General features: G+C 72.2%; 10 protein-coding genes and 1 pseudogene. 6 read left to right on the top strand and 5 right to left on the bottom strand.

Annotated elements, in window-relative coordinates; translation table 11 throughout:
• Window positions 1-30 precede the first annotated feature (30 nt).
• Window positions 31-615 (top strand): TetR/AcrR family transcriptional regulator, encoded by a 585-nt coding sequence (locus AC5FZL_RS03555; protein WP_493617188.1) that lies wholly within the window; start codon window positions 31-33, stop codon window positions 613-615.
• 218 nt (window positions 616-833) lie between these two features.
• Here AC5FZL_RS03555 and AC5FZL_RS03550 read toward each other — a convergent pair whose 3' ends face one another.
• Together AC5FZL_RS03550 and AC5FZL_RS03545 are read right to left on the bottom strand one after the other, a co-directional pair.
• The gene (locus tag AC5FZL_RS03550) at window positions 834-1,397 is read right to left on the bottom strand and encodes a hypothetical protein (protein WP_493617187.1); all 564 of its coding nucleotides are present in this window, start codon (window positions 1,395-1,397) and stop codon (window positions 834-836) included.
• Window positions 1,394-1,606 (bottom strand): annotated as a pseudogene (locus tag AC5FZL_RS03545) (PadR family transcriptional regulator); the annotation flags it as partial. The pseudogene AC5FZL_RS03545 and the gene AC5FZL_RS03550, both read right to left, overlap by 4 nt.
• Before the next feature lie 187 nt (window positions 1,607-1,793).
• On the opposite strand from AC5FZL_RS03545, the gene AC5FZL_RS03540 reads away from it, so the two are divergent.
• The 3 genes from AC5FZL_RS03540 (at window position 1,794) to AC5FZL_RS03530 (ending at window position 6,061) form a co-directional block, all read left to right on the top strand.
• Complete coding sequence (locus AC5FZL_RS03540; protein ID WP_493617186.1) at window positions 1,794-3,989, top strand: MMPL family transporter; 2,196 nt, start codon at window positions 1,794-1,796, stop codon at window positions 3,987-3,989.
• Window positions 3,990-4,199: 210 nt separating this feature from the next.
• The gene (locus AC5FZL_RS03535; RefSeq protein WP_493617185.1) at window positions 4,200-5,405 is read left to right on the top strand and encodes a sensor histidine kinase; all 1,206 of its coding nucleotides are present in this window, start codon (window positions 4,200-4,202) and stop codon (window positions 5,403-5,405) included.
• Entirely contained in the window at window positions 5,402-6,061 is a 660-nt protein-coding gene (locus tag AC5FZL_RS03530) for a response regulator (protein WP_493617184.1), read from the top strand. Before AC5FZL_RS03535 ends, AC5FZL_RS03530 begins: the two co-directional genes overlap by 4 nt.
• A gap of 75 nt (window positions 6,062-6,136) precedes the next feature.
• On the opposite strand, the gene AC5FZL_RS03525 is transcribed toward AC5FZL_RS03530, so the two are convergent.
• On the bottom strand, window positions 6,137-6,721 hold the full coding sequence (locus AC5FZL_RS03525) for an STAS domain-containing protein (protein WP_493617183.1): 585 nt from the start codon (window positions 6,719-6,721) through the stop codon (window positions 6,137-6,139).
• A gap of 318 nt (window positions 6,722-7,039) precedes the next feature.
• On the opposite strand from AC5FZL_RS03525, the gene AC5FZL_RS03520 reads away from it, so the two are divergent.
• The gene (locus AC5FZL_RS03520; RefSeq protein WP_493617182.1) at window positions 7,040-7,585 is read left to right on the top strand and encodes a GtrA family protein; all 546 of its coding nucleotides are present in this window, start codon (window positions 7,040-7,042) and stop codon (window positions 7,583-7,585) included.
• A gap of 179 nt (window positions 7,586-7,764) precedes the next feature.
• Entirely contained in the window at window positions 7,765-8,475 is a 711-nt protein-coding gene (locus AC5FZL_RS03515) for a GTP pyrophosphokinase (RefSeq protein WP_493617181.1), read from the top strand.
• A gap of 149 nt (window positions 8,476-8,624) precedes the next feature.
• On the opposite strand, the gene AC5FZL_RS03510 is transcribed toward AC5FZL_RS03515, so the two are convergent.
• A complete protein-coding gene (locus tag AC5FZL_RS03510) occupies window positions 8,625-9,362 on the bottom strand; it encodes an ANTAR domain-containing protein (protein ID WP_493617180.1) in 738 nt (245 codons plus the stop codon).
• 269 nt (window positions 9,363-9,631) lie between these two features.
• Window positions 9,632-12,280, bottom strand: coding sequence for a SpoIIE family protein phosphatase (locus AC5FZL_RS03505; RefSeq protein WP_493617179.1), 2,649 nt, complete (start codon window positions 12,278-12,280; stop codon window positions 9,632-9,634).
• Window positions 12,281-12,835 lie beyond the last annotated feature (555 nt).

The raw sequence follows: 12,835 nt of genomic DNA, 5'->3' as shown, positions 1-12,835 counted from the left end.
TCCACAAGGGGGAAGACGAAGGAGATCCGTATGCTCACGACCGTGACCAGCCCCGTCCGCGACCGCCTCGTCCAAGCGGCGACCGAGCTCTTCTACGCACAGGGGCTGCGTGCCGTCAGCGTCGACAAGGTCATCGACCGCGCCAGCACGACGAAGGTGACCTTCTACCGCCACTTCAAGAGCAAGGACGACCTCGTCGTCGACTACCTCGAGCACGCCGCCGCACAGGAGCGCGCCAGCATCGAGGCGGCCATCGCCCGCGGTGATGGCGACGTCCAGGAGGTCCTGCGCCTCATGTCCGAGCAGCTCGGAGGGATGGCGTGCAGCCCTGGCTTCCGCGGGTGCGCCTTCATCAACGCCGCCGCCGAGTACCCCGATCCCGACAGCCCGATCCGTGCAGTCGTCGACGCGCACCGGGACTGGTACAAGGCGACGTTCCAGCGGCTGATCGCCCCCTTGGGGCTGCCCGACCCCGCAGCCTCAGCAGAGGACCTGATGCTGCTCCGGGACGGCGCCATGGTCGCCGGCTACCTCGACCACTCCTCAGCCGTCGCCGGCTCCTTCCTCCGCAGCAGCCAGGCGGTCGTCGGCCTCAGCGCCGTCCCGGCACCGTGAGTCGGGCATCCGACTGCAGCACGGCGGTGTGCTCCCTCACGGACAAGAGCTGGTGACTCGAAGCACCTGGGCATCGACTGCTCGAGCACGAAGCAGCGCCAGTCGGTCATGGGTATGACGCCGTCCCACTGACGATGGCTCTGCGGGACTGCCACCTGCTCCTGCACGTGACCGTGCTGGAGACCGTCATGGAGGGCGGGTCGCCGTCCAGCCGGTCCTCAGCTGCTCAGGGCCGCCGCGACGGCGAGGGCGAGGATGCCCGCGATAGGGGCGAGGACGACGACCGCGGGCAGCCAGCGCGGCACCGGCGCCAGGTCCACCCCGGTCCGGGGGTCGAGCACGGCGTCGTTGTCGCGCCAGACAGCCCGCAGGCCCTGTGCACCCCACGTCAGGACCACCGCGGCGCTGGCCACGGCCACGGCCAGCGCCGGGAGCCCGAGAACGTGGTCCCCGCCTCCGGCGAGCGTGGCGATGGAGTGGAGCAAGAGGTACCCGCTGACCCCGCCGGCGAGCAGTCCCCCGAGCAGCGAACGCCACTCGACCGCGCGCAGCACCCCCCATGTGGCACCGCGCGGCGCGGCGTCGACGGCCTCGGCGATCTGCTCGGCGTACTCGCGCGGGTCACCGAAGGCCTCGCGGGGGTCCTCCCCGGTCTCGCCGACGTGGCTGTCGACCTCTGCGAGCACCTCCCCGATGCGGGGTCCGGGCACCTCTCGCATGCGCAGCGCGAACAGCAGGTCGCCGCGGTAGGCCTCGTGCGCGCTCGTCATCGCGTGCTTCATCTGGACTCCTCTGTGGTGGTGGGGAGGGGCAGCAGGCCCGCGGCCCGCCGGGTGAAGACGTGCCACTGCTCGGAGCGCTCGGCCAGCGCCAGCTGGCCGGCGGGCGTCAGGGTGAAGAACTTGCGGCCAGGCCCGCCCTCGCCGGCGCTCCAGGCCGAGGAGAGCAGCCCCTCGGCCTCCAGCCGGGTGAGGATCGGGTACAGGGTCCCGCCCTTGACGACCCCGTCGTTGTGGAGCTGCGCTGGCGAGCAGTCCGAGGGCCGATGAGGCCGCGGGCTGCGGAGCGGACTCCTCTACTGCGGGCGCAGTAGGCGCGATGCCCGCAGCGGGACGACGTCGAGACGGGCGCTCCTCGGGAGGCTGTACGCACCCGCCCCTCCTCCGGAAGGTCCCACCATGTCCTCCCTAGCTCGCTTCTCCTTCAGGCGGCGATCCGTCGTCCTGTGGGCCTGGCTCGTCCTCCTCCTGGGCCTGGCCGGTGCCGTGGTCGGTCTGGGCACGAACTTCAGAACCGCTGCGGAGCTGCCTGACAGCGAGTCGTCCACGGCCTACGCGCTGCTGGCCGAAGCCGGCGGCGGCTCGGGTTCCGGCGCACAGGACGGCAAGATCGTCTGGCAGACGCAGGGCGTCGCGGTGGACGACCCGGGCGTGCGCAGCGAAGTCACGGCGATGCTCGACACCATCGCGCAGGAGCCGGGCGTCGAGGCCGTGGTCAGCCCCTACACCGAGCAGGGCGCAACGCAGCTGAACGCGCAGGAGAGCACGGCCTACGCGAGCGTCAGCGTCACCGACGACGCTGACCCGGAGGCCATCCGGGCGCTGGCGGAGGAGCTGGACGGCTCCACCTACGACGTGGCGCTCGGCGGCTCGGCCTTCACCGAGGCCCCTGCCGCCTCCCACGGCACCGAGGCGGTCGGCATCGTGGCGGCGTTCATCATCCTGCTGCTGGTGTTCCGGTCCAAGTGGGCGGCGTTCCTCCCGATCATCACGGGTCTGGTGGGTGTGGGCACCTCCGTGCTCGCGGTCCTGCTCCTGACCCACGTCGTGACCCTGGACATCACCTCTCTGACCATGGCGGCGCTGATCGGGTTGGGCGTGGGCATCGACTACGCCCTGTTCATCGTCAACCGCCACCGCAAGGCCCTGATGGCCGGCGCCTCCGTCCAGGACGCCATCGTCCAGGCGGTCAACACCTCCGGGCGCGCAGTGGTCTTCGCCGGGCTGACCGTGATCATCGCCCTGCTGGGCATGTTCGTCGTCGGCTTCGGCGTCCTGACCGGGATGGGGCAGGCCGCGGCCGTGGCCGTGCTGTTCACCGTGGCCGCCGCCCTGACCCTGCTGCCTGCCCTGCTGGGCATGCTCGGGCACAAGGTGCTGTCCAAGAAGCAGCGCGCGGCCCTGGCCTCCGGCGTCCTCTCGCAGGAGCCGCAGCGCGCAGCGGTCTGGACCCGCTGGGCCGGCCTGCTCCAGCGGCTGCCGGCTCCCATGGCCGCCTTCGCCCTGATCGTGCTCCTGGCCCTCGCGGCCCCGGCCACGATGATGCGCGTGGGCAACGCCGACGCCTCCAGCGACCCGGCCGGCTCCCCGGGCCGCCAGTACGTGGACCTGATGGCCCCGGCGTTCGGGGAGGGCGTCGACGCCCCCCTCGTGCTCGCGGCCCGCACTCCCGACGCGGCTGCCCAGCAGGCCTTCACCGACCTGACCGAGGACCTGTCGGGCGTCGCGAACGTCGCCGCCGTGCAGGCCGCGCCCGTGCAGCCGGGTCAGACCATCTCCGTGGCCACGGTCGTCCCCACCACCAGCGCCCAGGCCGAGGAGACCTCCGACCTCGTGACTGAGCTGCGCGAAGACGTCATCCCCGCCGCCTCCGAGGGCAGCGCCCTGCAGGTCTACGTCACCGGGGAGACGGCGACGAACGCTGACATCTCCGACGCCCTGCTGGGCAAGCTGCCCGTCTACCTCGGGCTGGTCGCGGTCCTCGGGTTCCTGCTGCTGGTCGTCGCCTTCCGCAGCATCATCGTTCCGCTCGTCGGTGCGCTGACCAACCTGCTGACCCTGGCGGTCGGCCTGGGCGCCATCACCGCGATCTTCCAGATGGGGTTCGGGAGCGAGCTGCTGGGCGTCGGGTCCGGCGCCCCGGTGATGTACATCGTCCCGATCATCATCGTCGGCGTGATGTTCGGGCTGTCCATGGACTACCAGGTCTTCTTGGTCAGCCGCATGCACGAGGAGTGGGTCCACACCAGGGACAACACCCGATCCGTGCGGGTGGGGGTCGCTGAGACCGGGCGCGTCATCGCCACCGCCGCACTGATCATGCTCAGCGTGTTCGCCTCCTTCGGGTTCAGCGGGGAGCGGATCGTCTCCGCGATCGGCATCGGCCTGGCGATCGCGGTGGTCATGGACGCCTTCGTCGTCCGCCTCACTCTGGTGCCGGCGCTGATGAAGCTCATCGGAGAGCGCAACTGGTCCTACCCGGGCTGGGCCGACCGCATCACCCCGCACGTGTCCGTCGAGGGTGGACCGGTCGACGCGGGCACGGCGACCGAGCCCGAGGCACCTGCCCTGGCCGGCGCTGGGTCGGCGAGGTAGCAAGACCCACAGCACCACGTTGCTCCTGTGGCGCACCTCGCCGAAGGCGGGGTGCGCCACAGGAGCAGCAGCCGCCGACGACGAGAACGACGAGATGTCCGAGAAGGGCGCGATATGGCTGAAGGAGCGCTGGTGAACGGGCTGCTCGGGGGAGTGCCCTCCTGGGCACCGTGGAACCACCTCGACACGCCGATGGGCAGGATGAGCGCCATGGATGGTCGCGTCGACGCTGAGCGCGAGATCGCGCACCCGGCGTGGCTGCCGTCACCGGCGCTGCTGGAGCGGACGACCACCGTCGTGATCGCGGGGGCGCTGATCACCGGTGTTGCTGCGGAGCCGGATCCTCCTTCGTGGGGGTACCTCGCCTTCGCGGTGGGCGCTGTGGGCGCGTTCATGGCCCGCAGGCGCTGGCTCGTGGGGCTGGTCCTGGTGGCGGTCGCGCCGCTGCTGGCTGTCAGGCTGGGATCCGAGCCCGTGGCGCTGTGGAGCATCGCCACCTTCGTGGCGTTCCTGCTGGCGCTGCGGGGCAGGCCGGCGGTCCTGACGGCCAGCGTCGTGGCGGTCGCCAACTTCACCGCTCAGTGGCTGACCATCAACACGTACGACCTCCCATCGCTGGTCACCCCGGGGATCGCAGCGCTGACCGCACTGGTCGCGGCGGCCGTGGGCAGCGCCGTGCGGGCGAACTGGCAGTACTGGAGCGCCCTGCAGGCGCGCGCGCATGACGCGGTCACCGGTCGCGAGCTGGTGGTGCGCCAGAGCATCGCCGAGGAGCGCCTGCGCATCGCCCGCGACCTGCACGACAGCGTCGGTCACGCCGTGGCCGTGGTGAGCATGCGTCTGGGCGCCGCGGAGGTCCAGCTACCGGCGGAAGCTGAGGGGGCACGCGCGGAGCTCGCTGATGCCCGCACCGGCGTCCAGGACATCCTGCGCGAGATGCAGCAGATCCTGCAGGTCCTGCGCGTCGGTGACGAGGGCCAGGTGCTGACGCCCACACCCGAGGGCAGCCGGGTCCCCGCCCTCGTCGCGGACTTCAGGTCAGCGGGCCTCACCGTCGTCGCGGACCTGAGCGACATGGCTCGGCCCCTGCCGGCTCACATCGGCTCCGCCACCTACCGCATCGTCCAGGAGGCACTGACGAACGCGCACAAGCACGGCACAGGCGCCGTCCACCTGCGCGTCGCCGTGGACGGCGACGTCGTGCGCATCGACGTGGAGAACCACGTCGCGCAGGCGCCGGTGACGAGTTCCCCGGCAGCGGCCGACCGCCCCCTGAGCAGGCCGGCTGGTGGCCAGGGGCTCGTGGGCATGCGCGAACGCGCTGCGGCCACAGGTGGCCGGCTCATCGCAGGATCGCAGGGACCGGTGTTCGCGGTGCGGGCCGAGCTGCCCATCGACGGTGGAGGTGCCCGATGATCAACGTCATGATCGTCGACGACCAGGAGATGATCCGCGTGGGCCTCCGCACGATCATCGGCGCTCATCCCGAGCTCAGCGTGGTGGCCGTCGCCGGCGACGGGCTGGAGGCGGTGCACCTGGTCCAGTCCACCGCGGTCGACGTCGTGCTCATGGACATCCGGATGCCAGGCATCGACGGCGTCGAGGCGACCAGGCGCATCCGGGCGACGAGGTCCGCCGCGCAGGTGCGCATCTGCGTCCTGACGACCTTCGACCACGACGAGAACGTCCTGCGCGCCCTGAAGGCTGGCGCCGACGGGTTCCTGAGCAAGGGCGCCGGACCCGCGGAGCTCACCGACGGCATCATCGCCCTCGCCCGCGGGGGCAGCGCCCTGTCGCCCACGGCGATGAGCGCGGTCGTGACGCACGTCGCGGAGGACACGGCCGTGCCCCAGGACCCGGACGCCGTCGCGCTGTTCTCCGCCCTCACCAGCCGGGAGCGGGAAGTGGTGGAGGCCATCGTCACGGGGCTGGACAACCAGCAGATCGCCGCACGGATGTTCGTCTCACCCTTCACCGTCAAGACGCACGCGAACCGGGCCATGACCAAGGTCGGAGCGCGTGACCGCGCCCAGCTCGTGACCCTGGCAGTGCGCGCGGGCATGCGCCCCTGACCAGCGTCAGGCGCAGCAGGCGCCTCCGGGGTCCTCGGCCGGCCACTCCAGCGGCCTCGCCTGGCCGAGGGAGAGCTATGCCTCCGGTGTCGGCGCAGCCGGGTCGTCCCAGCTGCGGCCGGCGGCCGCTGCCAGGTGCCGCAGCCGGTGCAGGACGAGACGGGGCCCGGACGACCACCCTGCGGCCGCGGCGGTGTCGATCCGCACGTCCCCCTCAGCCAGGGCGCGGCGCACCTGGCGCACCAGCAGCCCGAGTGCAGGACCGGAGGGGTCCAAGGGCACGGTGATCGTCGTGGCAGCGGGGCGCTGGCGGCGCATCGAAGCCCTGGACCCAGTCGGCGAAGGCGACGTCGCATGCCCCGCGCCGACCTCGACCAGGAGCCAGCGCGCCTGGGGCCGCGCGCCCCTGATGCTCGGCCGTCCGTCCGCGGCGCGAATCGCCGTCCAGGCTCGTTCCAGCGCCCGAGCCCCGGCCACGTCGACGAAGGAGAGGCCGCTGATGTCCAGGACGACTGGACGCCCTTTCAGGCCTGCAGGTCTCAGCTGCTGCAGGACCGCTTCCTCCAGCGCGCGCACGGTGGCGACGTCGAGTTCTCCGTCCAGCGACATCACGGTCCGGGAAGGGCTGTCCGCGGCAGTCGCCTCGTGCGCGACGCTCACCACGAGCGGCTCAGACACCGGACCCGCGGATGCACACGTCATCACCCGCCCTGGCGCGCCACCAGCAGGCTCGCCCGATGAGGCGCTCTGACGACGCGAAGGTACTGCTGCCATGACGAGGCCTCTCCTCAGGGACCGGTGGTGGCTCGAGCCTGGGCGCGCCAGCAGGAGGCGTCGTCGTCCGAGCGCGGTCATGTCCGTACTGCAGGCGCGGTAGACCTGGCGAGCCGCACGGATGACGACCAGAGGGCCCCGCCCTCGCGAGACTCGGTCCCAGAGGGCAGCCAGCCGGTCGCCCAGCGGGGAGGAGAGACTGCGGTGAGCCTCCAGACGCAGACCGCATCCCACGGCGGGCCCCCGGCGCCCCTGCCCACCGGAGCCGCGGCCTCCACGCACCGCACCCTCGGGCGCTTCGTCGCCGTGGGTCTGACGGGGAACCTGGTCTACGCGCTGGTCTTCCTGCTCCTCGGGTCGGTGACGAGCGGAGAGCAGGCCCTGAACCTGACCGCGACGATCGTCTCCACGGTCCTGGTCAACGACCTGCACCGCCGGTTCTCCTTCCGAGGCAGCCAGCGAGCCTCGTGGATCCGCGGACAGGCCGTCGGCGCCAGCACGGCCACGCTCGGCCTGGGAGCCAGCAGCCTGGCCCTGGCTGCCTGGACCTCGTTGGCACCCGACGCCAGCCACCTCAGCAGCGTCCTGGTCGTGTACTGCGTGAATGCGCTGATCGGCCTCGGCAACTACATCGCCTTGCGCTCGGCCTTCAGCGGCCAGTGCGGGCACGGCGAACGCCGGCGCAGCGGGAACGGGCTCCGCCAGCGCAGCGCTCCCCGCCGAGCCCATGCCCATCCCTCGTGCCCGTGACCTCCGCCGGAAGCGGTAACCCCTCTCGCCACTGTCTTGGAGGAACGACCGTGAGGCGGAACGACGACGTCGAGCACAGCTCGACCACCCACGCAGCCATCACACCCGCCAGCGCGGTCGACCCTCGCGCACCCCGATCGAGCCCTCACGCCGCCCGGCAGCCTGCAGAGGACACCGGCGTGACCGCTCATCACTCAACGGTCCTCCGACCTTCGAGCCTCCGGCCTGCGGAGCTCAGCCGGTTCTTCCTGGAGTACGAGTGCGGGCTCAGGGAAGTACGCACGAAGATCGAGAACTTGCAGGAAGAGTTCTTGACCTTGCACGACTACAACCCGATCGAGCATGTCAGCACCCGGTTGAAGTCACCGAAGTCGATCCTCGACAAGGTGAGTCGCAAGGGGGGAGAACCGTCCCTCGCGTCGGTGCGATCCCTGGTCAGCGACATCGCTGGCGTTCGAGTCACATGCAGCTTCGGCTCCGACGTGTACGAGCTGCAGGCGATGCTCACTCAGCAGCCAGACCTCACCGTGCTGCAGGTCAAGGACTACATCGCCGACCCGAAGCCGAACGGGTACCGCAGCGTGCACCTGCTGGTCACGGTTCCGGTGTTCCTCTCCACGTCGGTCATCGACGTGCCGGTCGAGATCCAGCTGCGCACTGTCGCGATGGACTTCTGGGCCACCCTCGAGCACAAGATCCATTACAAGTACCAAGACGGCGTCCCGGAAGACGTGCTCGACTCCCTCGAGCAGGCGGCCCATACCGCCCACCAGCTGGACACGCTCATGGAGGGCCTGCACGTGCGGGTACGCGGGCGCCAGAGATCACGACCCGGCACGCACGAGCCGGGCGAGGGGCAGCCCGCGCAGGCCCGCACGATGCCGTCATGAGGGGTGACCGGCTGCCGGAGACGACTGACGCGCCGAGGGAGTGGGCTGCCGGGACGCCGGCATCCGTGCCGCTGACCATCCGCTATCGGTGACTGCGACCGCCTCGCTGGCGTCCTACGGCTGCTGGCTCGTTGGTCGGAGTCTGCTGTTCAGGGGCGCAGCTCTCCGGTCCGGGTCAGTGCCTCGGCGACGTCGGCGAGCTTGCGGTTCGTCTGCTGGCTGGCTGCGGTCAGCAGCCGGAACGCCTGGTCGGGTGTGATCTTGAAGCGTTCCATGAGGATGCCCTTGGCCTGCCCGATGACGTCGCGGGTGCCCAGGGCCGAGCGCAGGTGCTCCTGCTGCTCGGCGCCGACCATCGCCACGGCGGCGTGGGCGGCGAAGAGCAGGGCGACGTGCTCGGAGTCGGCGTCGAAGGCGTGCGGGGCCTCGTTGAGCAGGTTCAGGGCGCCGAGGTCGCCGTCGCCGCCGTTGACGTAGAGCTGGACGCTCAGCATGCTCCCGGCCCCCAGCTCGCGGGCCCGGGCGGTGAACTGCGGCCAGCGCGTCTCGGTGGCCAGGTCGGGGATGCGCGCGGTCTGCTGCTCGAAGAGGGTGTCCAGGCAGGGGCCCTGGGCGGTCTCGTACTGGGCGCGGTCGGTCTGGCGGGGCAGGTCGTTCGTGGAGGCGCGGGTGACGACCTCCCGTCGGCGGCGGACGGCGGAGATGCTGACGTGCTGGGCGCCGGGGATGGTGTCCGCGGCGGCGGCCACGAGCGCGTCCAGGGTGGTCTGGACGTCGTGCTGCTCCTCCAGTCCTCGGGCCAGGTCGGCGAGCTGGTCTGCGAGGTCGTCCGAGCTGGCTCCGGCTGGCAGGTCGTCGCGGCCACTGTGACGTTCGTCCTGTCCCATGGACGCATCCTGGTCCGTCCCGCGAGCCGGGCGGTAGGCGGGGATGGGGCGGCCCCGCATGCAGAGTCATCGACATGCAGGGCCTGACCCGCCCCGGCGTCCGGACGCTAGGACTGGGCTCGTCCAAGGGGAGCATCAGAGCGCCCCGTCGGCACCTCCGGATCAAGCGGTGGAGCGGCGCACGGCAGCGGGGTCCGGCTCCAGGACCAGAGCTTCGCGAGGATCGGTGCCAGCCCTGGTGGTGGCGGCCTTGCGGTGGTCGCAGGCGCTCACGTGGTGCGCCTGCTGGTCGGGGTGGGCGCGTGGAGGGGGTTGGTGCCGGGGCCGGCCTCAGGGGGGCGTGGTCGGTCTTCGGGGTGGGCGCGCAGGGCGAGGAGGGCGACGTCGTCCTCGACGCGGTTGCCGACCTGGGTCAGCAGGGCGTCGCAGAGCTCCTCCAGGGAGAGGTGGGCGAGGTCGGCGGCAGCGCCGGCCAGCCAGTCCAGGCCCCTCCGCAGGTGGGTGCCGCGGCGCTCGACGAGGCCGTCGGTGAACAGGAGCACGCTGGCTCCGGGCTCCAGGACGACGGTGTGGTCGCTGCGGGCGGTGGCGGGGTCGAGCCCGATGAGGAGGTCTGGTTCGGTCTCCAGGTAGCGGGTGGTTCCGTCGGGCTCGATGAGCAGTGGCGGGGGGTGGCCGGCGTTGGACCAGCGCAGGATCCTGGTGCCGGCGCGGGCGTGCTCGGGGGGCTGCTCGACCTCAGCGATGACGATGCTGGCCAGGGCACCGACGTCGAGGTCGTGGACGGCGCGGTCAAGGGCGGACAGCACCAGGGCGGGAGGCTGGCCGAGGGTGTAGCCGATGCCCCGCAGCAGGTTGCGCAGCTGCGCCATCGCCGCGGCGGCGTGGCGGTCGTGTCCGGTGACGTCGCCGATCACCAGGCTGGTGGCCCCGGTGGAGGTCAGGAACGCGTCGTACCAGTCCCCGCCGACGTAGGCCTGGGCAGCGGCGGGTGAGTAGCGCACCGCGATCTGCAGGTGGTCCGGCTCCGGTGGGCTGGTGAGCAGGGAGCGCTGCATGGTCTCGGAGAAGCGGGCGACCTCGTCGCTGGCCGTGCGCTCGGCGTGGTGGGAGGCGATGCGGTCCAGGGCCTGGGCGGTCAGGGCGGCGAGGGCGGCGAGGAGGTCCCGCTCGTCGGGTCGCCAGGTGCGGACATCGCTGGAGCTGAGCGAGAGGCAGCCGAGCAGGCGCCCGTGGGGGCGCAGGGGGACGGCGGTGGAGGCCTGGACGTCTCCGGCGACGTAGAGGTCCTCGGCGCCGGGGAAGTGGGCGAGGGTCTCGGCGCGGTCGGTGTGGAAGAAGGCCGTGCCGGTCGTGGCGGTGCGCACGGCCGGCAGGGGGATGTCGGCCGGGACGCGCTGCAGTCGGGCGCGGACGTCGGCGCTGTAGGTGTCGGTGGTCAGGACCCGCAGGTGGGTGCCGTCCGGCTCCTGCAGGCACAGCGCCGAGCCGTTGGCCTCCAGCAGTGGGGCGCCCTGTTCGGCGATCACGGCCAGGACGTCGGCCTCGCTCTGGGCCTCGCCGAGGTCGCGGGCGACAGCCACCAGCGCGGCCTGCTGGGCGGCTGACCGCAGGGCGCCGGCGGTGGCCACCTGCTCGCTCTGGCGGGCGCGCAGGCGCTGCAGGGCCTGCGCGACCTGGGCGGCGAAGGCCTCCAGCAGCTCCACCTGCTCGACGGCGAAGGCCTGCCGCTCCCGCCACCCGGCGGTGACCACCCCGATCACCTGACCACCAGCGCGCATCGGTAGGGAGGCGAACGCCTGGGAGCCGGTGGTGGTGACCACCGCTTCCATCTCGGGGGAGAACGCCAGGGACGCCGCGCGGTCCGCGACCAGCACCCGGTGCCCTGTGGTGGCCGCCACGCACACGGGGAGGGGAGTGCTCAGGGGCAGGCGTGCGTAGTCGGCCTGGGCGCCTCGGCCGTAGCTGGCGGTGACGTAGGAGAGCAGGGTGTCGGGGTCGTCGGGGTCAGGAACGGCGACGGCGCCGCCGTCGCAGCCCAGCGCTGCCAGGCCCTGCTCGGCCACGATCCGGACCAGGCCCTCGACGTCATCGGCCTCCACCAGCGCCAGGGCGGTCTCGGCCAGCGCGCTCAGGCGCCGGACGGCGACCTCGCTGGCCTCCTGGGCGGCGCGGCGGGCCGTGATGTCCAGGAAGTACAGGGCCACCCCGCCGCGCTCGGGGGTGGCGCGCACCTCGTACCAGGCGTCCAGCGGTGCGGGGTAGTAGGCGTCGAAGGTCACCGCGTGGCCCGTCTCTGCGGCACGGCGGTAGCCGGCTTCGAACTCCGTTTCGACGGTGGCGGGGAACAGGTCCCAGATGATGCCGCCGACGAGCTCGGCGCGGGGGTGACCCAGGGCGTGCTCGGCTGCGGCGTTGACGTAGGTGATCCGCCAGTCGGGGTCCATGGACAGGTAGCCCACGGCCATCGACTCCAGCACCTCGGCGACCCGCGTGGTCGCCTCACGCAGCCCGGTGACGTCGTACAAGACCCCCAGCAGTGCGGTGACGGTGCCCGCCTCGTCGACCAGGGTGTGCCCGCGCGCAGCGGTCCAGCGCGTCCCCCCGCCGGGCTGCAGGACCCGGTACTCGGCGCTGTACGTCTCTCCAGTGGCCACGGCCCGCTCGACCTTGGCGATGACCTCGCCGACGTCGTCGGGGTGGATGCGCGCGTACACGTCCTCCGGGCGCCCGGTGAAGCTCCCGCGGTCCAGACCGGCGAGCTCCAGGACGCGGTCGTCGACGACCAGGTCGCCACCGGGAAGGTGCAGGACGTAGGTGCCGACGCCAGCGGCTCCGGCCGCCAGCACCCACAGCGCGCGGTCGGCCTCACCACCGGCACCCGTGATCAGCCCGCTGCCGTCGGGAGACGGCGACACGCCGCTGACGTCCACAGGACCGACAGCACTGGCGCGCGGACGTCCACCTGTCACTGCCCGACCTCCTGTGGGAACCCTCGAGGCGGCGATCCCCCCGGCGGCCATCTTGGCGCATGGCCGCTCCACTGCGCGTGCGCCGACGGCCAGCGCAGCAGCCGCGAAGGTGCATGCGGGTCCTGTCGCAGTCGCCGGATGCACCAGGTGCGAGAGCTCAGGGGTCACCGTCCCGATGGGGGACCGCTTGCTGACGACGGCCCTGGTCCGCTGGATCCGACCGTGCGTGGCGCCGACGCCGTTCCCGGATGACCCGCCCGGTGACCCGCCCGGTGAGGGGGCGTCCCGCCGGGGCGCGTGCCCGTCCTGCCGCACGCCGGCGCCGGTGCGCCGTCTCGGCGCCGAGGCCCCCGGGCGCGCCGCTGCCCGTCCCGAGGTCCTGGCTAGGCTCGGTCGCCGTGACGACGCCACCTCCCGCCCGCACCGCCCTGGTCACCGGGGCCTCCAGCGGCATCGGCCGCGCTCTGGCCCTGGGCCTGGCCCGGGAGGGCCTGGCCGTGG

It is taken from the genome of Quadrisphaera sp. DVD1, from assembly GCF_058932755.1.
The sequence above is the reverse complement of the archived record's forward strand: the minus strand, read 5'-3'. Positions and strand labels throughout refer to the sequence as shown.

Coding starts and splice junctions, on each gene's coding strand:
- AC5FZL_RS03510 (WP_493617180.1), bottom strand. CDS start 9,362: ATGGGACAGGACGAACGTCACAGTGGCCGCGACGACCTGCCAGCCGGA.
- AC5FZL_RS03540 (WP_493617186.1), top strand. CDS start 1,794: ATGTCCTCCCTAGCTCGCTTCTCCTTCAGGCGGCGATCCGTCGTCCTG.
- AC5FZL_RS03530 (WP_493617184.1), top strand. CDS start 5,402: ATGATCAACGTCATGATCGTCGACGACCAGGAGATGATCCGCGTGGGC.
- AC5FZL_RS03535 (WP_493617185.1), top strand. CDS start 4,200: ATGGATGGTCGCGTCGACGCTGAGCGCGAGATCGCGCACCCGGCGTGG.
- AC5FZL_RS03555 (WP_493617188.1), top strand. CDS start 31: ATGCTCACGACCGTGACCAGCCCCGTCCGCGACCGCCTCGTCCAAGCG.
- AC5FZL_RS03550 (WP_493617187.1), bottom strand. CDS start 1,397: ATGAAGCACGCGATGACGAGCGCGCACGAGGCCTACCGCGGCGACCTG.